Source organism: Monoglobus pectinilyticus, from assembly GCF_002874775.1.
In the GTDB taxonomy this organism is placed as follows: domain Bacteria; phylum Bacillota; class Clostridia; order Monoglobales; family Monoglobaceae; genus Monoglobus; species Monoglobus pectinilyticus.
The window spans coordinates 2,407,370-2,427,839 of sequence record NZ_CP020991.1 but is presented as its reverse complement, the minus strand read 5'-3'; the positions used below and the strand labels follow the sequence as shown (position 1 = coordinate 2,427,839).

Sequence of the window (20,470 nt, the reverse complement as noted above, 5' to 3'; positions counted from 1 at the left end):
GTAAAAGGTATTGACAGATAACTGACTTCATGTTATAATATTTAAGCATTAAAAAGTGTATATATGCGGGAGTGGCTCAGTGGTAGAGCGTCACCTTGCCAAGGTGAACGTCGCGAGTTCGAATCTCGTCTTCCGCTCCAAATTTTAAAAATAAGCTGTCCATTTAGGACAGCTTATTTTATTTAAATAAAATATAACAAAAACTACTTGAACGTAATTATTCAGCTTTTCCAAAAGGGTCTTCCATTTATAAAAAATGCAACAGAATAAGACTCTGTCTGCTAATATACAGTGACTTGTTTTGATTATCCTTCTATGTCTGTGACTCCTACCTTCAGTGGGGTCACAGATACACCTACCGAAGTTCACTGAAAAACGCGCTTTTTTAGTGTAATAATTAAATGATTCAAATACATTATTATATAATAAAAAATTTTTTTATATGGGGGCATATACAAAGTAAATTTTAATAAATATTTACTTTATATATTGAACACTGCGTGTTCAGATGGTAGCTCACCTAACGCGCTTGTTAACACACATCACAACTAAGTAATTTAATGACATTGTAGGTTAATCAAAACAAACTAATTTTGCTCACACGCACCCTACAGGTGCGGTCACAATAAGCCTACCGAAGCTCACTAAAACCCTGTTTTTTTGTGTTAAATTAAATTGAAAAACCAACTTTTTTAATTAATTAAAATAAGAACTCGGAATATCTTTTTTCACGGAAGTTCACAAAGTCAACGGGAAAGTAGTAGGGCTTTTTTCACCATGAAGCGTGGCTTCATGATGAAATGAGCGGGGGCGAGCGCCCTTTGGAGCCGTTAGGCGACCTAAGCGAGCAAGCACTTTTTCTTTTATTTGAGTATTCATATTATTGACATCGTAGGTTATTCAAAACAAGTAACTTTGTATTACACACACCTTTCAGGTGTGGTCACAGGTGAAGCGTCTCTTTTTCTTGCGAGTGTGACCACACTTTCAAAGAAAGTGTGTGTTATACATATGGTCATATTTTGCTATAACCTGCAATGTCATTATTATGAATACTCAAATAAAAAGAAATGGTTCAAACACCATTATTATGTAATAATAAATTTTTTATATGGGGTCATATACAAAGTAAATAGATAGTGTTTTTAATAAGTAAAAAAATATATAATATTTATATATTGAACACTGCGTGTTCAGATGGTAGCTCACCTAACGCGCTTGTTAACACAAGCCTACCGATGTTCACTAAAAACACCTTTAATTTTTCCGTCCGGTTTTCAGCTGACTTTCCGCTATTATTTACTTTATATATTAATAAAAATAAGCTGTCAAATATTAGCCGGCCTATCAATTATCAGACTTTTAATCTAACTTTTTGAGGTTGGTCCAATAATAGACAGCTTATTTCTATATTTATAAAACAAATCAAAATATTTAGTATATTATTTTTACTAAAAATGTATTTATATCAATATTTAATTTAAACTTTCAACTGCTGTTTTCTCAATAGATATACCTTTTTTATATCGGTCAATAAATTTATTAAACCCTAAAACATCTTCTTCTCGTGGTTCAATGGTAGTGCCGGCATCTGTCCCGAATACCTTTTCATCCAAGTACATATCAAGACTTTCGTTATCTTTTCTCTCTATTACATACGCTGCAAGCAAAGCTATCCCCCATGCTCCTCCTTCTCCCGCTGTCGACATTACTGTTACAGGCACATCAATCGCAGCACCCATAATTCTCTGTCCTACCTCAGGAGTTTTAAAGAATCCGCCATGACCAAGCATTTTTTCAAGCTTCACGCCCTCTCCGTTCAGCATTATATCCAATCCAATTTTTAATGTAGCTAACGCAGAATATAAACAAACCCGAGCAAAATTGTTAAAACTGAATTTACTTTCAGGAGTTCTGGCAAGAATAGGTCTACCCTCTTCAAATCCTGTTATATGCTCGCCCGAAAAATAGTTATACGCAAGCAGTCCGCCGCAATCCGGCTCTCCCTTTAAAGCCGCCTCAAAGAACGTTTTATAAAGCATGGACATATCTGCATTAAATCCCATAGCCGTCAAAAACTCTTTAAACATATTTACCCAGGCGTTTATATCAGAAGTGCAGTTATTGCAGTGAATCATACCGACCGTCTCGCCTGACGGGGTTGTAACAAGGTCAATTTCAGAATATACTTTAGACAATTCTTTCTCAAGAACAACCATCGCAAACACAGATGTTCCTGCGGAAACATTTCCGGTACGTTTCGCAACACTGTTTGTCGCAGTCATCCCGGTTCCTGCGTCACCCTCCGGCGGACAGAATCGAGCTCCGGGTTTCAGAGCACCTGTCGGGTCAAGCATTCCGGCTCCCTTTTCGGTCAATACTCCAGCCTCTTCACCGGCAACCAATACTTTAGGCAAAATATCTGACAGCTTCCAGCTAAAATTATATTCAGAAATCACTTTATCAAAACTATTAATCATGTCTGAATTATAATCCTTAGTTTCAGAATTAACAGGGAAAATTCCCGATGCGTCTCCGATACCAATAACACGTTCACCTGTCAGCGCAAAGTGAACATAACCGGCCAGGGTTGTGAGGTAGTTTATACTATTTACATGTTCCTCTCCATTAAGAATCGCCCGATACAAATGAGCAATACTCCATCTTTGGGGAATATTGAAATTAAACAGTTCTGTCAAACGGCTTGCCGCATCAGCGGTGATAGTGTTTCTCCAGGTACGGAATGGCACCAAAAGTTCATCATTTTTATCAAACGCCATATACCCGTGCATCATGGCGCTTATACCTATAGCAGAAAGATTTTCAACCTTCGCGCCATATTTTTTATAAACATCATCACACATATCAGCATAGCATTTCTGAACCCCGGACCAAATATCATCAAGAGTATACGTCCAAATTCCATTTTCCAATCTGTTTTCCCAGTCATGTGCGCCTGAAGCGATTGGTATATGATTACGGTTAATCAGAACTGCTTTTATTCTTGTCGAACCAAACTCAATTCCAAGAATCGCCTGCCCGGATTCAATAAAATTTTTTGTTTCTACAGTATCCATTTTTATCTCCTTATTAATAATTATTAGGATAATTATACCATTGATATAAAATTTAAACAATAGTGATGTTATGGTTTTTGACTTTAATTTTCAAAATTTTTGACTATAAGTTAAGCACAATAAAAACGGCTTTAAAAAGCCGTCATAATATTCATATATGCAATAATATAATCTATTCTTAAAAATCAAAAGTTCTGAAACTTGATTTTTTCATTGTTATACATATAACTGCCGATTTCAATACGTAAAGACTAAGTATAATTATATTTTATTAAAACGCACGCTAGTTAAGACATTTGACACTTCAATATTATTAGTATATTTTAACTCTTTTACTAATAATAAAAAATCCGGATTCGCTATCAAATAATAACGATATTATTCTTATATACCTATCATCAAACTAAAAAAGCTTGGAAAATTTTTTATTAACGGAAACTATGGCTCCGCTTTAAACTATAATTATACATTTGCATTTATTTCTCTTATAATTTCAATAACCTTAATATCACCATTTACTAATATTTCCTTTACTGAAGGAACACCATCCTCATTAGGACAGTTGTTCCAGTACCGTTTTGCAAGCAATAAATTTTTGTCTTTATATAAAGTTGCTTCAAAACAATTATTGGCATCGCCTACAAACATGTTTCCTATTATTTTCAGTTTAACAATAAAATAAGTTGGTATATTTAAGTCAATAAACAGCTCCGCTCATTTTTCAAATTCTTCTATACTGTTCGAAACATATTAACAGCTCAACCTGGATGGATAATCAGAATAAAGATCTTTACGCACTTTTTCTAATGCTAATTCTCTCATTGCTATTTTCTTATGATATTCAAGAATATCCGCATCATATTTTCAGGATGTAAATAAATATCATTCACAATTTGAATTTTATCATTTACTCTTTTATAAACGCCGCTATAATTAACATCATTGAAAATAATATGCTGACCTTTCTCCATAGGTCTATCTGTAACAATATGATAAGCATATATTTCATTCATATTGTAACCTCATAAACTTTTATTCTCATATCAAATATCCCGCATAACAAGAAAAAATCTTTTTAAAAACGGTATCTAATAAACTCTTATACTATTATACATTATAATACTGAATTCAATTTCCACAACAGAAAATTAAAAACTTTCTTATACTATTTCTCTGTGTGTAAGCCGTTCAAAAGCCACTTGTTCCCATTTTGTTCCGGGTCTACCGTAGTTTGCATATGGATGAATTGAGATTCCGCCTCTCGGCGTGAACCTGCCAAATACTTCTATATATTTAGGGTCCATCAGCTCAATCAAATCCTTCATTATTTTGTTAACGCAGTCCTCATGAAAATCACCGTGGTTACGAAAACTAAACAAATATAATTTAAGAGACTTGCTTTCAACCATTCTTACATCAGGAACATAGGAAATAATAATTTCCGCAAAATCCGGCTGACCTGTTATAGGGCAAAGCGAAGTAAACTCGGGGCAGTTGAATCTTACCCAATAATCATTATCTCTATGCTTGTTCTCGAATGTTTCAAGAACCTCAGGAGCATAATCTGCTTTATATACCGTTTTCTGATTTCCCAGCAAAGTCAAACCTTCCTGCTCTCTTTGAATATTCTCCAAATCTATCACCTCTATTTTATATCAAGACCGTTAGCCAAAAATGCTTCTCTTCTGTCACGGCAGGTTCCGCACTCACCGCACGGCTCATCTCCGCCCTCGTAACAGCTCCACGTCATTTCGTACGGCACTCCCAATTTCACGCCCTCAGCAACAACTTGCTTCTTATTCCATTCCACAAAAGGCGCCAATATCTTTATTTTATGTCCGCTGCCTTCATATATTGCAGTATTCATAGCGTCATTAAACACTTTACTGCAGTCCGGATAAGCGCTTCCCGCCGCGTCGTCGCTATGCGCTCCATAATAAATTATCTCAGCCTCCAGCGATAGCGCTATGCTTGCAGCAGACGCTAAAAAAAGACCGTTTCTAAACGGTACATATGTTGATACCGGCTCGCCGTCAGTATCTTTCAGCTGTTCTTCGTAACTTTCTTTAGGAATATCAGCATCCTCATTCTGCTTTAGAAGCGAACAGCTGCTGTATTCAAACATTTTTGAAAGGTCCAGCTCTAGTAATTCTGTACCATAATAATCGGCAATTTTACGCGCCGCTTCTATTTCTTTTGAATGCTTTTGCCCATACGAAATAGAAAGCGCCGCAGTCTTATCAGCGCCATACTTTTTCACAGCCATTGCAAGCGCTGTAGTGCTGTCAACCCCTCCGCTGAAAAGCACCAAAGCTTTTTTGTTATCCATTTTATCGTCTCCTACTCTACTCTCCCATAAGCTGAGTGACTAAACTCGTGTCACTCTCAAACTTTCCTCTCATAGTACGTGTTCTGGTTTTTGCCGAAGGCTTTTGAATTCCGCGCGCTGTCATACAGCTATGGCTGGCTTCAATTATTACAGCCACATCGTCACTGCCTGTAATCTCCTGCATAATTTCAGCGATATCAGAACCTATACGCTCCTGCAGCTGCAGTCTTTTTGCCACCATATCAGCTATCCTGGCTATTTTGCTCAGACCTATAACTCTGCCGTTTGGAATATACGCCACCGACACATTCATGTCATACATAAGCGCCATATGATGCTCGCAAAAACTAAAAACCTCAATATTTTTAACCACAACAATATCGTTTGAGTTATGATATGAATCCGGATCATCCTCAAATGTTTTATTAAACATCTGTGCTATCTCATGGTTAGTATAATTCATACCGTCAAAAACTTCGGCATACATTTTAGCCACACGCTTTGGAGTATCAGCAAGACCTTCACGGTTTGGGTCGTCTCCCAAAGCCGTCAAAATTCCTCTGATATGCTCCTCAATGGCTTTTGTGTCAATTTTCTTATTCTCAGCCAAATTTATACTCCCCTTTCTTCCGGATTCCAGATAACCTTATGCATCTGAATCTGCAAATTTACATTATTTAAAACATTTTCTATCATAAACTCAACAATCCTGACAGGTTCTATACTCCCAAATACAGGACTGATATAAACATGACAGCGGTTTGTCAAATCATATTCATGTATAATTTTGAGAGCTTTTTCTAAATCATTTTCAGAACCGGCCACAAACTTAACACAGTCACTGTCTTTCAAATAAAAAAAATTATCAGTCAGCATACTGTCTTCCATACCGCTCGAGGGGAGTTTATAATCCATTGTAAAACAATCGGGACGCGTTTCGTCAGAACAAAACGGCTTCAAGTTAACCGCGCCGTTTGTTTCAATCTCAACATTAAGATCGTTTTCCTTCAAGTTTTTTATCAGCCCGGATATACCGGGCTGTATAAGAGGCTCGCCGCCTGTCAATGTAACGTTCTGTACAGAGGTTTCAACAACATACTTAACTATCTCGTCTGTAGACATAGACTCAAAATCCGCGTCTTTTTCATTTGCCCACTTAGTATCACAATACGAACAGTCAAGATTGCAGCCCTTAAACCTTACAAAAACAGAAAGCTGTCCGGCTTTAATTCCCTCACCGTTTATACTTACAAACTTCTCGCATACTTTAAACGCCTGGCTGTCATGATTCATACTAGTCCTCACAGTATTCGGCATAAGATTCCGGAGTTTCATAAACTCTTACTTTGGATACAGGAACGCCGCGCTTTTTTAATTCATCATAAAAATACTTAGAAAAATTTTCAACCGTAGGTCTGAAATCAACCTCTGCAACCTCAAACTCTTCTTCCTCAAGCATAAGCATAGTCGTACTGCGAAGCGTATCTCTCTCAACAACAAGTCTGTGGTCAAAACATTCTACGAGTTCATTTAAAACAGGCTTTACTTCATTAAAGTCTATAACCATGCCTCGGTTTCCGCCTTCCTCTATCAGGGTTTCACTGCTGACAGACGCGCTGACAACCCATCTGTGGCCATGAATGTTTTTACACCCGCCTTTATAACCTAATAGAAAATGTGCTGAATCAAAATGCGTTTCACACGAAACTGTATACATATCCGAATCTCCTTTTTTATTTAAATAATTTATAATAATAAAAGACGCTCTGACAGAGCGTCTTTTGTTTATTGACGAAACAATGCAATTAAAATTTTATGTTAATATGCACAGATTTACGTAATATTCAAAACTCGCCCTAGTTTTATTTTTAGACAGGATGGTACTAATGAACTGTCTGACATATAGTTCTTATACATCAATTTTCATTGTACTATATGAGTCCAAATAAGTCAAGGGCTAATACGCAAAACTTTACATATCAAATATTCTATACTTCCATAATTATCGGAAGAATCATCGGTCTGCGTTTTGTTTTGACATATAGATAGTTGCCGACATCATTTTTTACTCTTGTTTTCAGAGTAGTCCAGTCAAAACTGTGGCCTGATAAACAATTTTCAACAACAGAAGTTGTCTGTTTCTTAATCTCTTCCATTAAGTCTTCAGATTCCCGAACATAAACAAAACCTCTTGATATTATATCAGGTCCTGAAACACACTCGCCGCTCTCTTTTTCTATTGTCATTACCACTATAATTATACCGTCTTCAGCCAAATGCTTTCTGTCACGAAGAACGATATTGCCAACGTCGCCCACACCCAATCCGTCAACCAAAACTTTGCCTGACGGCACAGAACCCACTATCTTTGCAGATGAGCGCGACAATTCTAAAACATTACCCAAGTCCATAACAAATATATTTTTAGGGTCTATACCCGTGTGAACAGCAAGACCTTTATGCTTGCAAAGATGACGGTACTCTCCGTGAACAGGAATAAAATATTTCGGCTTAACCAAAGACAATATCATTTTGAGCTCTTCCTGGCAAGCGTGCCCAGAAACATGGACGTCAGCCTGTTTTTCATATATAACCTCTGCTCCCTGCTTTAAAAGCTCGTTCACAACATTGGCTACAGACTTTTCATTTCCAGGTATAGGACTTGCAGAAATGATAACTAAATCATTCGGTTCAATATTAATCTTTTTGTGACTGGTAAACGCCATTCTTGTCAGAGCAGCCATTGACTCTCCCTGACTACCTGTCGTTATAACAACAAGCTGTTCTTTAGGATACTTGTTTATCTCGTCTAAACCAATCAGTGTATTTTCAGGCACGTGCATATATTCAAGCTCTATTGCCGCCGATATTACGTTTTCCATGCTCCGTCCTGACACAGCGACCTTACGGTTATACTTGACCGCGGAATTAATAATCTGCTGCACCCTATGTACATTGGATGCAAACGTGGCTACGATTATCCTCTGCTTGTTCTGCTCGCCTTTTTCAAACAGATTGTCAAAGGTTTTTCCGATTGACTTTTCACTAAATGTTACTCCGGGCCTGTCAGCATTTGTGCTGTCAGACAATAACGCTAACACACCTTCCTTACCCAGCTCGCCGAAACGTGCCAAGTCAATCATATCGCTGTCTATAGGAGTTGAATCTATTTTAAAATCGCCGGTGTGGAGTATTATACCTGTAGGCGTATGAAGCGCGATTGCTACCGCGTCGGCTATTGAGTGGTTTGTATGAATAAATTCAGCCGTAAATGCTCCAAGCTTCACTTTGTCTCCTGCATTAATCGTGTTAAGCTTTACCTGATTCAGTATACCATGTTCTTTGAGCTTATTTTTTAAAATACCGAGAGTAAGCCTGGTTCCGTAAACCGGAACTGAAAATTCTTTTAAAACATAAGGCAAAGCTCCGATATGGTCCTCATGACCATGCGTCAAAACTATGCCGCGAATCCTATCCGCGATTTTATGAAGATATGTTATGTCAGGAATAACAATATCAACACCAAGCATATCATCGTCAGGAAACGCCATACCGCAGTCCAGTATCAAAGCGTCGTCCTCATACTCAAAAACAGTTAAGTTTTTGCCGATTTCATTCAGTCCGCCGAGAGGTATAATACGGATTGGTTTATCTGTATGTTTCGGCGTATTATTCTTTCTGTTTCCTCCATTGCTGTTTCTGTTTCCGTTTTTACCGTTACTATTATTATTTTTATTTCGATTATTATTGTTGTTTGTTTTCTCATTAACACCGCTGATTTTAGCTATCTTATCCACGACCTTATGCGCCATCTTGTTAGCGACGTTCTGAGCTTGCTTATTGTTGTTCTGTCGTGTATCATTATTATTCTTCAAAATTTTCCTCCTGTAATAACTTTTATTCGATTCGTTCCGGATAATATAACAACAAATTCCTGCACAGACAAAGGTTTTAACACACATTACGCCCTACAGAAAATCTAAAGCCAAAACAGCTGTTACAAACTAAAATACAATACAAAAAATATACCCTATATATTTTATCAAAACTAAAAAATTCTCAGTATAAAATACTCAAGACATAAACCAAGTCCCTGAAACACTACTATTTCAGTCATTTGTATTCAAATCTGCAATCAAAACCATTCCGAATCAAAACTTTTCCGCTGCAATGCAACCATATCCGTTCCGCCTGCAGGCTTAATGAAAAGATTTTGACTTTTTAAAATTGACCCGATTCGGCGTAATCCAAGATACAAACGCCTTAAACTTATTCGCAGCCATTAAATATCGACCGTTGACAGCGAAACACAGACGCGGAATCTTAGGACATGCAAAAATCTGTCATATAATAAAGCGCCCGGCAATAACCGGGCAAGGTTCCGTACGGTGAAACAAGCAAGCGCCTGTCTCACAAATCGTGTTCATTATAACATACCGTTCAGCTCTTTGCAAGTGTTTTTATTTTATTTTTAAACAGCGTTGATATTTCTTCCGCCGTTTCCATAGATTCGGACTCGGAAATAATTTTTAATATATTATTTCCGCTTCCCGGGAAAACAATAGTTACAGTTCCATTGCTTTCAATCTTAATTCCTTCACTTTTTTTGTTATTATCACTTCCTTTTTCATCGTCTGTGTCACTATCGCCCAATATAGTTGCATTATTCTTAAACTGTCTTTTTAAAGATTTTATTATATTTTCCATTTGTTTTTCGTCGCCGCAGGCAACCTCTGCCTCGGCTTTAAAAATCTGCGGCAAATGCATTGTCAGACTGTCAAAACTAATATCGTATCTATTCAGAAAATCCAAAATTTTTACTGCCGCATATATTCCGTCAAACTGCATCAGCATTTGTTCGCTGCTGCCGCTGGAAATTATTTTTTCCATTATCTCCGAGTCGCCGCCCGACACCCTTATCACATTTCCGCCAAGCCTCAGAATCGCCGTTTCGGTATACTCTGATATACTGTCCGGCACCACAAAGGTTCTTATCGAACTGTCTCTGAGCAAAACATAAATCATTACAGATAGAATTTGCTCTCTGGAAAGTTCTGTGCCATCTGATTTATATAAATTAATCTGCTCCCCGTTTTCACTTATTATACCGCTGAACTCATACTTTTCCAGCGCCTCAGGCTCTATTTTTGAGTATAGGTCATCAAGAACGACCTTCAAAATTTCTGAAATAGTCTTTGATTTTGTTGAAAGACATATATTCATATTAAACGTACCACTTTTTATACTGTTGATAATATGTCTCATATAATGCGTTTTAAACTCAAATAAGGTTACCTCTTGCCCAACCGTTCCCATAGTAATATCAGAAGTGACAAGACTTTCAGCTTTGGCTAACTCTTCACGCTTAACTAAATTTTCGAGCGGCACTTTAATACCGCGGTTATCTAACAAATCCACGTTTAACACATTTCCGTTATCGCCCTTAATTGTATTGACAAAAATTCCTAAGCCGGTCTTATAAAACCTGACGGCATGGCGCATTATAGGCAAATTTTGTTCCCCAAAATTATACACTTTTGAGCCTGCGTATTTAACGCCTATTTTGATTGTGTCTGCGGCAAGTTTAGATAAATCCTCCTCGTCGCTGCTTATGCTTATTCTTCCGCCGTTTTCTGACGCGCCCAAAATATATCCAAGCCTGAGCCACCTCTCAGGAGATACTGTCCATTCGCTTAAATATTCCATGTATCTCATTCCTTCCTAAATTAATCACGCTTCATATTTGTTAATAATATTATTCTGCATAAATTAGGTAACTATACCATAAATATTTTTGTTTTAAACACAAAAACGCCGCGTCTTTTTATTCAGACGCGGCGAGTTATAATATTATTTCTAAATTCTAAAACATACCTAAAGCTGCCAATATTTTGAGGAAGTCTATATATTTTAAAGTAAATATCTGCGCCGCCCGGGCCCGGCGGGCGGAACCGGACCTGGCTCAGCAAACTAACTGCTAGAATTATAGTTGCCGGAATGTTTAATATACAAAATATTTACATTTTAAATTGTCTTCTTTTCCATATCAGTTGATACTTTCATTGGTATGCAGCCTAGCCCAATTGCGCTCGCCAGACCCGAGCGCTCAAACCATTTTTTTGACTTACTGTTTATAAACAGAATAACCAAAACATCAACTTTATATGGAATCAGCAGCCCTTGAAAAACCTTGACATAAATGTTATAATATTTTTGTGTAACTGTCTTTCAGACAGCTGCGCGCTTTGGGGGCGGTGTATGTTTTCACGATGCTGCGCCGCTTCCGATTTAATTTTTATCAAGGTCATCATACATTTTATCAATCCCTCTTCTAACTATATCAGACTTACTTGTATTCAATCTTTTACTGCACTCTTCAAGCTTTCTGATTGTTTCAGGATTAGCCCGAACTCTTATTTCCTTATCCTTTAGGCTGTCAGTAGGACGACCCAGTTTCTTAGCAGCCATAATTCACCTCCTCTTTATTAATGTAAAACTATTCTACATTATGTGGCTACAAAAATCAAGAAAAAACCTATCTACTTAATAAAAGTATCAACTAAACACCTTTTAATAATTTTCTTGAAAAACTTCAACATAAATGCTATAATTATTTATGTCTCTATTTTTGATAGCTGGCATTTTGGAAGCGGCAGTCTTTTTGAATTTGGGTGTCGCTTCCACCTTATTTTTCGTCATCTAACTTATAAATCCCTTGCCGAATTCCTTCCATACGAGTAATATTATTTTTTCTGCAATAGTTATCTAGAATCTCAAGACCTCTATCATCAAGACGCACGGTTAGTTTATGCGGCTTTGGATTATCAGTGGGACGACCCAGCTTTTTGGTCAAACAATTCACCTCCTTTTATGACCGTCAAATATATTATATATTATAGACCGTCAAAAGTCAAGTTATTTTTCTTATATTTCAAGAAATTTTCTTAACTGCTGAAATTTGGCTATAAAGCAGGCACAATTATATAATTCGGATTTTTCTAACCCCATACAAATAACTCTTCTTTATCTAATAAAATTGGATTTGACAGATTAATTTTAGCATAAAATTAAAATATTTATATTTTAAATTGTCTTCTTTTCCCTTTTAAATTGATACTTTCATTGGTATGCGGCCTAGCCCAGTTGCGCTCGCCAGACCCGAGCGCTAAAACCATTTTTTAACTTACTGTTTATAAACTGAATAACCAATAACATCAACTTTATATGGAATCAGCTGCTAAAGTAAATATCTGCGCCGCCCGGGCTCGGCGGGCGGAACCGGGTCTGGCTCAGCAAACTAACTCTTAAAATTATAGTTACCGGAATGTTTAATATACAAAATATTTATATTTTAATTTGTCTTCTTTTCCATATCAATTGATGCTTTCATTGGTATTCAGCCTAGCCCAATTGCGCTCGCCGGACCCGAGCGCTAAAACCAATTCTAATAATCTTAATCCGCCTTGTATTTTCAATTCAAATATGATAAAATATCTTCAATAATTAATTGGAGGACTACATATGAGATTTATAAAACATATCATAGGGGCTGTTTTAACCACCGCGTTAATAGGCGTACCTCTTACACTCACACAAATAGTTTACGCTGATATTTCTGATATCTCCGTATATGTAAACGGAATAAAAACCGAATTTGATGAGCCGCCGGCAAGCGAAAACGACCGTACATTGGTACCTATGAGAGGGATTTTTGAGGCTCTCGGCGCCGAAGTCTATTGGGATGAAAAGTCCGAAACAGCCAGTGCTTTTCTGAATGAGGATACAATGTCAATAACAATAGATAACAATATCATGTTAAAAAACAATGATGAAATTATTTTGGACGTGCCTGCGCGCATGTATGGTGACAGAACTTTGGTGCCGGTAAGAGCAATATCAGAAGCGTTCGGAAGCTATGTCGGCTGGGACGAAAATACTCAAACCGGTTTTGTTGACTCGAAGGAAAACCCAATGAATGAAACTATAATAAGCGATGAGTACAGATATCCTAATTATAATGGAAACTTTAACGATGTAGACATCTTTGACAAAAACAATGAGGACTATTTTGGTATGGAACTCTTACACATTTCCGATGAACAAGGGTCAGCGTACGCTAAAACAATAAATGCTTTTGCAAATTCTGCACCAAACGCCAATGTATACAATATTGTTGTACCAACCGCCGCTGAATTTTACGCAAGTGATGAGTACAAAACATCTTATACGCCGGCAATCAGAAAAATATATTCACAGCTGAATGATAATGTTAAAGGAATCAACGCAGTATCGCCTCTTATGAATCATGCCGACGAAAATATTTATTTCCATACCGACCACCACTGGACCCAGCTTGGAGCCTACTATGTATATGAAGCATTTATAAATGAGCTTGGTGACGACATAGACCCATATTATACGTTTGACAAACAAACAATAAGTAATTATTATGGTTCGCTCACCCGTTTTACAGCAGACACTGACGGTTATGATATGCTGATGTCAAGCCCGAACGCTCTCCAATTATTCAGTCCGAAAGTCAGCTATGAAGGTTATTCTTTCAATGATATGGAAATGAATGATTTTATTTCTAATGTTGAACCTATTGTTCCCGGATTTAAAAATTACAACTGTTTTCTGGGCGGCGACTATCCGCTTCAAGTGTATAACACTGATGTGAACAACGGACGTTCTCTAGTGATTATCAAGGAATCATACGGCAACGCATTTTCTACCTGGGCGCTCAATAATTTTGAAACTGTGTACATAGTAGATTACAGAAAATTCAACAATTACGGCGGAACAAACGAGTATGAAAATGTATTTAAAATCAATGAGTTTTATGAACTGACTAACTTTACCGACCTGCTTATAATAAGCTATCCCGTATCTGTAACAAATGCCCCTGAAGCAGCCGCTCTCAGAACTATGACTGAATAAAATAAACTGAATTTTATTAAATAGAACGCTCTGCCGGCGTTCTATTTTTGTGTCGGATTTTTGGATATTTGACCGCTTTACAATAATTTCGTTTTATGGTATAATAACTCGAATTGTTTGGAGGAATATAATATGTGCGCTAAAAAATATGACAACGAGAGCATCAGGGCCCTAAAAGGCGCTGCCAGAGTTAGAAAACGCCCGGCTGTAATATTCGGTTCAGACGGAATTGACGGCTGTGAACATTCAATGTTTGAGATTTTGTCTAACTCTATAGACGAAGCCCGTGAAGGCTTTGGTGATACAATAATAATTACCAGATTTTTAGATAACTCAATTGAAGTTGAGGATTTCGGCCGCGGAATCCCGGTCGACTACAATGAACATGAGAAAAAATATAACTGGGAACTTGTTTTCTGTGAACTTTATGCCGGCGGAAAATACAAAAACAATACCGGCGGCGACTATGAGTATAGTTTGGGTCTTAACGGGCTGGGCGCCTGTGCTACCCAATACAGCTCCGAATATATGGATGTGGAGGTTCTCAGAGACGGATATAAATATGAGCTTCATTTTGAAGCCGGAGAAAATATCGACGGAATGAAAAAGACAAAATTCAGACACCGCCACACAGGAACTACAATCCGCTGGAAGCCGGACATAAAGGTATTTACTGATATTGATATACCATTGGACTTTTATAAAGAAACGCTGAGACGTCAGGCGGTTGTAAATTCAGGCGTTAAATTTGTTTTAAAAAACGAGATTTCCAAAGAAGAATTTGAAGAGTTTGAGTTTCTATACGAAAACGGTATAGTGGATTATATAAAAGAGCTGACTGAAGAAAAAGAGTTCACCGGCGTTCATTATATAGAAACCGAACGCAGCGGAAGAGACAGGGAGGACCTCCCTGAGTATAAGTTAAAAATGAGCTTTGCATTCTGTTTTGACAACGAGTTCAGCACAACCGAATACTATCATAATTCCAGCTTTCTTGAATACGGCGGCTCGCCGGACAAGGCTGTTAGAAACGCTTTTGTATATGCTATTGACCAGTATCTCAAAGCCAACAACAAATACAATAAAAGCGAGGGCAAAATTCAATACAGCGATGTTCAGGACAGTTTGGTATTGGTATCTAACTCTTACTCCACTATGACTAGTTACGAAAACCAAACTAAAAAAGCTATAAACAACAAGTTTATTCAGGACGCAATGACAGAATTTTTGAGGGAACAGCTGGCTATTTATTTTATAGAGAATAAGATGGACGCTGACAAAATATGCAATCAGGTTCTTGTTAATAAACGAAGCCGTGAAACCGCAGAAAAAACAAGAATAAACGTAAAAAAGAAGCTAGGCGGCAATCTTGACGTAGCTAACCGCGTTAAAAAATTTGTTGACTGCAGGAGCAAAGATCCTGAAAAACGTGAAGTCTATATAGTTGAGGGAGACTCAGCTCTCGGCGCCTGTAAGCTTGGCAGAGACAGCGAATTTCAGGCAATAATTCCTCTTCGAGGAAAGATACTTAACTGTCTTAAAGCGGAGTATGACAGAATATTTAACAGCGATGTTATTGTTGACCTGCTCAGGGTATTGGGCTGCGGAGTGGAGATAAAATCAAAACATAATAAGGATTTAAGTTCTTTTGATTTAAACAATCTTAGATGGAACAAAGTAATAATCTGTACCGACGCCGACGTTGACGGCTATCAGATAAGAACATTGGTTCTGACCATGATTTACCGGTTAGTACCTACGCTTATTGAAAAAGGTTTCGTTTATATAGCTGAATCCCCTTTGTATGAGATAACTTCAAAAAAGAAAACATATTTTGCTTACAACGAGCAGGAAAAATCAGAGATTCTTTCAAAACTTGAAGGACAAAAATATTCTATTCAAAGAAGCAAAGGTCTTGGTGAAAACCAACCGGATATGATGTGGCTGACCACCATGAATCCTGAAACCCGCCGGTTAATCAAAGTCACCCCATGCGATGTTATAAAAACTCAGGAAACATTTGACCTTCTTCTCGGAGATAATCTTGCCGGCAGAAAAGAACACATTGCCGAAAACGGACACCAATACATCGAAATGGCTGATGTATCATAATACTGGAGTGAATATATTAAATGAAAAAACCCATAATCCAAGAACAGCAAATAATAGATACGCTGGAAGAAAACTATATGCCTTATGCAATGAGCGTAATAATTTCACGTGCTATTCCGGAAATTGACGGTCTTAAACCGTCTCACAGAAAACTCCTTTATACTATGTATAAAATGGGGCTTTTAAACGGCAATCTTACCAAGTCCGCAAACGTAGTCGGACAAACCATGAAGCTGAATCCGCATGGTGATTCGGCTATTTATGAAACCATGGTCCGTCTTACTGACGGCAACGGCGCTTTACTGCTGCCGCTTGTCAAATCAAAAGGAAACTTCGGACGTGTTTACTCGAGAGATATGGCCTACGCCGCTTCGAGATATACCGAGGTAAAGTTAAATCCTGTATGCAGTGAATTATTTGGCGATTTAGACAAAAATACCGTCGACTTTTTTGATAACTACGACGGCACTATGAAAGAACCTACCCTGCTTCCGGCCACATTTCCAAGCATTTTGGCAAATCCAAATCAGGGAATTGCAGTGGGCATGGCTTCAAATATTTGCAGTTTTAATCTGCGTGAGCTTTGCGAGGCTACTATTATGCTTATGCATGACCCGGACGCGGATATACTTGACACACTGCTGGCTCCCGACTTCCCGACAGGCGGAGAACTGATTTATAACCGCTCAGAACTCAAGGAAATTTACCGCACCGGTCGAGGTTCTTTTAAAGTCAGAGCAAAATATGAGTATGACAAGAGCCAAAATTGCATTGATATAAAAGAAATACCTTATACAACCACAGTTGAGGTAATCATAGACAAAATAGTTGATTTAGTTAAGTCAGGGAAAGTCAAAGAAATCTCTGATATCCGTGACGAAACCGACCTCAAAGGTCTGAAAATAACTATTGACTTAAAACGTGGAGTAGACCCTGACAAATTAATGCTGAAGCTCTTTAAAATGACGCCTTTACAGGATAGTTTTGGCTGTAACTTTAACATTCTTGTTGAAGGTTCTCCTATTGTTTTGGGTGTTAACGATATGATTTGCGAATGGCTTAGATTCAGAAGAAGCTGTATCAAAAGAGCCATAGCGTTTGATATTCAAAAGAAAAGTGAAAAACTGCACCTGCTTGAAGGTCTTTCGCTGATACTTTTGGATATAGACAAGGCAATAAAAATTGTCCGTGAGACAGAAGACGACAGCATGGTAATCCCTAACCTCATGAAGGGTTTTAAAATAACTGAGGTTCAGGCAGAATATGTGGCTGAAATCAAACTCAGGAATTTGAATAAAGATTATATTCTAAAAAGGATAGCAGAGATAGAAACCCTAAAAAAAGAACTTGAGGAACTGAAATCCACCCTTGAAAGTAAAACAAAAATAAACAAACTGATTGAAAAACAGCTGAAACAAATAGCGAAAAAATATGGAAGCGACAGAAAAACTGAAATTATAACTGCTGATGAGATTAAAGACATAGTCGAAGAAGAAATAATTGATAATTACAGCGTCAAACTTTTCAGAACACAGCACGGCTATTTAAAGAAAATCTCACTCGTATCACTCCGCACCAGCGGTGAACAGCGGCTCAAGGACGATGATACTATGATTCAGGAGATTGAAGCTCAGAACAGCAGTGAAATTATATTCTTTGCAAGATCAGGAGACGTTTATAAAATCAAAGCCTACGACGTCCCCGACAGCAAAGCAAGTTTGCTGGGAGAGTTTATACCCAATCTTGTCGGACTAACTGAAAAGGAAGAGATTGTGGGCATGTCCGCAACCGATGATTTTTCAGGAGATTTGGTATTCTTCTTTGAAAACGGAAAGGCGGCCAGAGTTCCGCTGAAGTCATATCAAACAAAAACTAACCGAAAAAAACTTGCCAACGGATTTTCTTCAAAATCGCCTCTTGTTGAGATGTTTTATCTTCCGGCCGAAACCGAAATGGACATTGTTTTATTTTCAGACAAAGACAGGGCGATTACCGTAAATACAGAAAGGATACCCTTAAAAACTACGCGAACAACTCAAGGCGTTAACATAATGAGTTCCAGAAAGGGCAGTATAGTGTCAAAGGCCGTTCCCGCTTCAGATTCAGGACTGAAAAATATAGAAAGATTCAGAACCAAGACAGTTCCGGCTGTAGGAGCAACTGTCCGTGAGCAAGACCGGGGAATTGAACAAATCAGTTTTGATGTATAGCTTTGAAATATAAAGTCACAAAAAACCTCTTATAATATGGATACTAAGATTATAAAAAACTTAGCAGTTCATACTATAAGAGGTTTTATTTTTGTCAATTATATTATTTATTTTAATCAAAATGATTTAAAATAAATCTTATTTCTTATCTGGTTTGTCTTCAATAAATATATTATCTAAATTAATGAAAGATTTAGCCATCAGATGCTTATTTCATACTTAAACCCTTAATTTAATAATTTTACCGCTCATTTACTTATAGCTGTATATTATTAAAGTATAAAAACAAACTAAATACTTAACATTCTATCTATTTATCAAATTCATTATAATGAACGTGATTATTCAATGCAGTAATTAATATATTTATCAAAAATATATAATAGTTTCTCATAAAATCATGGTATATAAGTAAATTACCAAACAGCTTTATCTCTTTATTGTCTGATTTTTTATTTGATATCATAAAATTAAAATATACTTATTTTTACTTTATTCAGGAAATTTTTCTTTTACCAAATTTTCAAAATATTTTTCAATGTAAAAAGCTGAATCGTTTTCCATTGGGCACCACCTGTTTACTATATGATATACACCGTTCTTTACTCCTTCAATTACTACATCATACCCGTCACAGCCTAATCTCTCAACTTCTTTTGGCATATTCCAATAATCCTTATCATTTAATAAATCAAGAAACTCTTTAGTTTCTTCTCTGCTTAATTTGGCACTCTCTGATTTTAAAATCCCGCCGCTGTGAGGACCCGCAACGCCGTTGCCGGACTTATAGCACACATCTGCTGTTCCATCATCGTTTATTTCTATCCGAACAACAAACGGATTCCAAAATGAAGGAATATATGAAAAACGATATATTTGACCGATTGAATCATACAGCGCCGGTTCTCCTAAAGCGGAAAGCTCCTCTGAATACCATTCATTTGTAAAATCACCCAAACTATTAATAATCGGTGGAATCTCATCGAGACAATATGTACTATATCCGCCCTTATAGCCTCCATTAAACACAGCATTTGTTATTCCATTATATATATCATATGGGACTTTATATCCATCAAGCCCATAAATCGCTGTAGTTAAAACTGTTGCTCCTTGAGGAAGTCTTTTAATAACAGCAAATACATCTTCAAAATCTGACGTAGCATTTGCCTTGATTTCAGACATATCATCAGACCGTTCGCCAATTGTATATGAATACCTTAATCCGTTTGGTGAAGAATCCTTATCCTCATTCCAGACATAAACAAAGATGGATGTCAATTGTCCAAATTCAACCATTCCTCCAGGCCACCATTTACTTTGATAATCCCTCCATAAAACGCCATATCCAAGAGAATCAGCAACCCACCACAGCGGAATATAAATCGTTTCTCCTATTCTGATTGGCACGGTATCCATAACGATTTCTTCACCGTTTCTAATTAAAACATTACTATCTATAGTAACACTGACAGTCGTTATAACATCAAGAATATTTCTTGTTATCGTTATAGTATTATCATTAATATCATAACTTAAACCATCCCTAAAAATCTCATCAAAATAAAGAATAGGAAACATCGTTCTGCCGTTTTCATTAACAAACGGCTGGGGATACTGTTGAAGCCTGCTAAAATTAAACTGCCCGCCGGAGTATCCGTCAACCATGCTCACCCATCCATCCCTGTCACAAAAAGACACCTCCGCAGAGGAACTTTCTTCAGCAAAAACAGGAATAAAAATATTTATGACATTAGTGAATAAAAATAATATCAAAATTATGTACAATAATTTTTTCATAT

At 37.2% G+C, this 20,470-nt stretch carries 16 protein-coding genes and 1 tRNA gene; 4 read left to right on the top strand and 13 right to left on the bottom strand.

Annotated elements, in window-relative coordinates; genetic code table 11:
- Positions 1-65 precede the first annotated feature (65 nt).
- Positions 66-140 (top strand) — tRNA-Gly (locus B9O19_RS10235).
- Positions 141-1,475: 1,335 nt separating this feature from the next.
- Here B9O19_RS10235 and B9O19_RS10230 read toward each other — a convergent pair.
- From B9O19_RS10230 to B9O19_RS11865, 12 genes are all read right to left on the bottom strand, one after another.
- Positions 1,476-3,077: a xylulokinase gene (locus B9O19_RS10230; RefSeq protein ID WP_102366316.1), complete on the bottom strand. Its 1,602-nt coding sequence runs from the start codon at positions 3,075-3,077 to the stop codon at positions 1,476-1,478.
- A gap of 462 nt (positions 3,078-3,539) precedes the next feature.
- Positions 3,540-3,725: a hypothetical protein gene (locus tag B9O19_RS10225; RefSeq protein WP_102366315.1), complete on the bottom strand. Its 186-nt coding sequence runs from the start codon at positions 3,723-3,725 to the stop codon at positions 3,540-3,542.
- Positions 3,726-3,901: 176 nt separating this feature from the next.
- Complete coding sequence (locus B9O19_RS10220; RefSeq protein ID WP_102366314.1) at positions 3,902-4,090, bottom strand: hypothetical protein; 189 nt, start codon at positions 4,088-4,090, stop codon at positions 3,902-3,904.
- 147 nt (positions 4,091-4,237) lie between these two features.
- Positions 4,238-4,702, bottom strand: coding sequence for a preQ(1) synthase (queF, locus tag B9O19_RS10215; RefSeq protein ID WP_102366665.1), 465 nt, complete (start codon positions 4,700-4,702; stop codon positions 4,238-4,240).
- A gap of 20 nt (positions 4,703-4,722) precedes the next feature.
- Entirely contained in the window at positions 4,723-5,406 is a 684-nt protein-coding gene (gene queC, locus B9O19_RS10210) for a 7-cyano-7-deazaguanine synthase QueC (RefSeq protein ID WP_102366313.1), read from the bottom strand.
- Positions 5,407-5,422: 16 nt separating this feature from the next.
- The gene (folE, locus tag B9O19_RS10205; protein ID WP_102366312.1) at positions 5,423-6,016 is read right to left on the bottom strand and encodes a GTP cyclohydrolase I FolE; all 594 of its coding nucleotides are present in this window, start codon (positions 6,014-6,016) and stop codon (positions 5,423-5,425) included.
- Between the two features lie 2 nt (positions 6,017-6,018).
- Positions 6,019-6,699 (bottom strand): putative 7-carboxy-7-deazaguanine synthase QueE, encoded by a 681-nt coding sequence (gene queE / locus B9O19_RS10200; protein WP_102366311.1) that lies wholly within the window; start codon positions 6,697-6,699, stop codon positions 6,019-6,021.
- Between the two features lies 1 nt (position 6,700).
- Positions 6,701-7,123 carry a 6-pyruvoyl trahydropterin synthase family protein gene (locus B9O19_RS10195; protein ID WP_102366310.1) on the bottom strand — a complete coding sequence of 141 codons (423 nt, stop codon included), beginning with the start codon at positions 7,121-7,123 and terminating at the stop codon, positions 6,701-6,703.
- Positions 7,124-7,394: 271 nt separating this feature from the next.
- Entirely contained in the window at positions 7,395-9,218 is a 1,824-nt protein-coding gene (locus tag B9O19_RS10190) for a ribonuclease J (protein ID WP_102366664.1), read from the bottom strand.
- Between the two features lie 628 nt (positions 9,219-9,846).
- Positions 9,847-11,112: a phosphohexomutase domain-containing protein gene (locus B9O19_RS10185; protein WP_102366309.1), complete on the bottom strand. Its 1,266-nt coding sequence runs from the start codon at positions 11,110-11,112 to the stop codon at positions 9,847-9,849.
- Positions 11,113-11,694: 582 nt separating this feature from the next.
- Positions 11,695-11,874 carry a ribbon-helix-helix domain-containing protein gene (locus tag B9O19_RS10180; RefSeq protein ID WP_102366308.1) on the bottom strand — a complete coding sequence of 60 codons (180 nt, stop codon included), beginning with the start codon at positions 11,872-11,874 and terminating at the stop codon, positions 11,695-11,697.
- 217 nt (positions 11,875-12,091) lie between these two features.
- Positions 12,092-12,259 carry a hypothetical protein gene (locus tag B9O19_RS11865; RefSeq protein ID WP_169925274.1) on the bottom strand — a complete coding sequence of 56 codons (168 nt, stop codon included), beginning with the start codon at positions 12,257-12,259 and terminating at the stop codon, positions 12,092-12,094.
- A 668-nt stretch (positions 12,260-12,927) separates the two neighbouring features.
- On the opposite strand from B9O19_RS11865, the gene B9O19_RS10175 reads away from it, so the two are divergent.
- From B9O19_RS10175 to B9O19_RS10165, 3 genes are all read left to right on the top strand, one after another.
- Positions 12,928-14,346, top strand: a complete 1,419-nt coding sequence (locus B9O19_RS10175; RefSeq protein WP_102366307.1) for a DHHW family protein — start codon at positions 12,928-12,930, stop codon at positions 14,344-14,346.
- A gap of 132 nt (positions 14,347-14,478) precedes the next feature.
- Positions 14,479-16,458 carry a DNA gyrase/topoisomerase IV subunit B gene (locus B9O19_RS10170; RefSeq protein ID WP_102366306.1) on the top strand — a complete coding sequence of 660 codons (1,980 nt, stop codon included), beginning with the start codon at positions 14,479-14,481 and terminating at the stop codon, positions 16,456-16,458.
- A gap of 20 nt (positions 16,459-16,478) precedes the next feature.
- Positions 16,479-18,668 (top strand): DNA gyrase/topoisomerase IV subunit A, encoded by a 2,190-nt coding sequence (locus B9O19_RS10165; protein WP_102366305.1) that lies wholly within the window; start codon positions 16,479-16,481, stop codon positions 18,666-18,668.
- Positions 18,669-19,160: 492 nt separating this feature from the next.
- Here B9O19_RS10165 and B9O19_RS10160 read toward each other — a convergent pair whose 3' ends face one another.
- Positions 19,161-20,468 carry a copper amine oxidase N-terminal domain-containing protein gene (locus tag B9O19_RS10160; RefSeq protein WP_102366304.1) on the bottom strand — a complete coding sequence of 436 codons (1,308 nt, stop codon included), beginning with the start codon at positions 20,466-20,468 and terminating at the stop codon, positions 19,161-19,163.
- Positions 20,469-20,470 lie beyond the last annotated feature (2 nt).

Excerpts from the sequence above, each read along its gene's own strand:
- B9O19_RS10230 (WP_102366316.1), bottom strand. The coding sequence starts at position 3,077 with ATGGATACTGTAGAAACAAAAAATTTTATTGAATCCGGGCAGGCGATT.
- B9O19_RS10225 (WP_102366315.1), bottom strand. The coding sequence starts at position 3,725 with ATGTTTGTAGGCGATGCCAATAATTGTTTTGAAGCAACTTTATATAAA.
- B9O19_RS10220 (WP_102366314.1), bottom strand. The coding sequence starts at position 4,090 with ATGAATGAAATATATGCTTATCATATTGTTACAGATAGACCTATGGAG.
- queC (WP_102366313.1), bottom strand. The coding sequence starts at position 5,406 with ATGGATAACAAAAAAGCTTTGGTGCTTTTCAGCGGAGGGGTTGACAGC.
- queE (WP_102366311.1), bottom strand. The coding sequence starts at position 6,699 with ATGAATCATGACAGCCAGGCGTTTAAAGTATGCGAGAAGTTTGTAAGT.
- B9O19_RS10195 (WP_102366310.1), bottom strand. The coding sequence starts at position 7,123 with ATGTATACAGTTTCGTGTGAAACGCATTTTGATTCAGCACATTTTCTA.
- B9O19_RS10190 (WP_102366664.1), bottom strand. The coding sequence starts at position 9,218 with ATGGCGCATAAGGTCGTGGATAAGATAGCTAAAATCAGCGGTGTTAAT.
- B9O19_RS10185 (WP_102366309.1), bottom strand. The coding sequence starts at position 11,112 with ATGGAATATTTAAGCGAATGGACAGTATCTCCTGAGAGGTGGCTCAGG.
- B9O19_RS10180 (WP_102366308.1), bottom strand. The coding sequence starts at position 11,874 with ATGGCTGCTAAGAAACTGGGTCGTCCTACTGACAGCCTAAAGGATAAG.
- B9O19_RS10175 (WP_102366307.1), top strand. The coding sequence starts at position 12,928 with ATGAGATTTATAAAACATATCATAGGGGCTGTTTTAACCACCGCGTTA.
- B9O19_RS10170 (WP_102366306.1), top strand. The coding sequence starts at position 14,479 with ATGTGCGCTAAAAAATATGACAACGAGAGCATCAGGGCCCTAAAAGGC.
- B9O19_RS10165 (WP_102366305.1), top strand. The coding sequence starts at position 16,479 with ATGAAAAAACCCATAATCCAAGAACAGCAAATAATAGATACGCTGGAA.
- B9O19_RS10160 (WP_102366304.1), bottom strand. The coding sequence starts at position 20,468 with ATGAAAAAATTATTGTACATAATTTTGATATTATTTTTATTCACTAAT.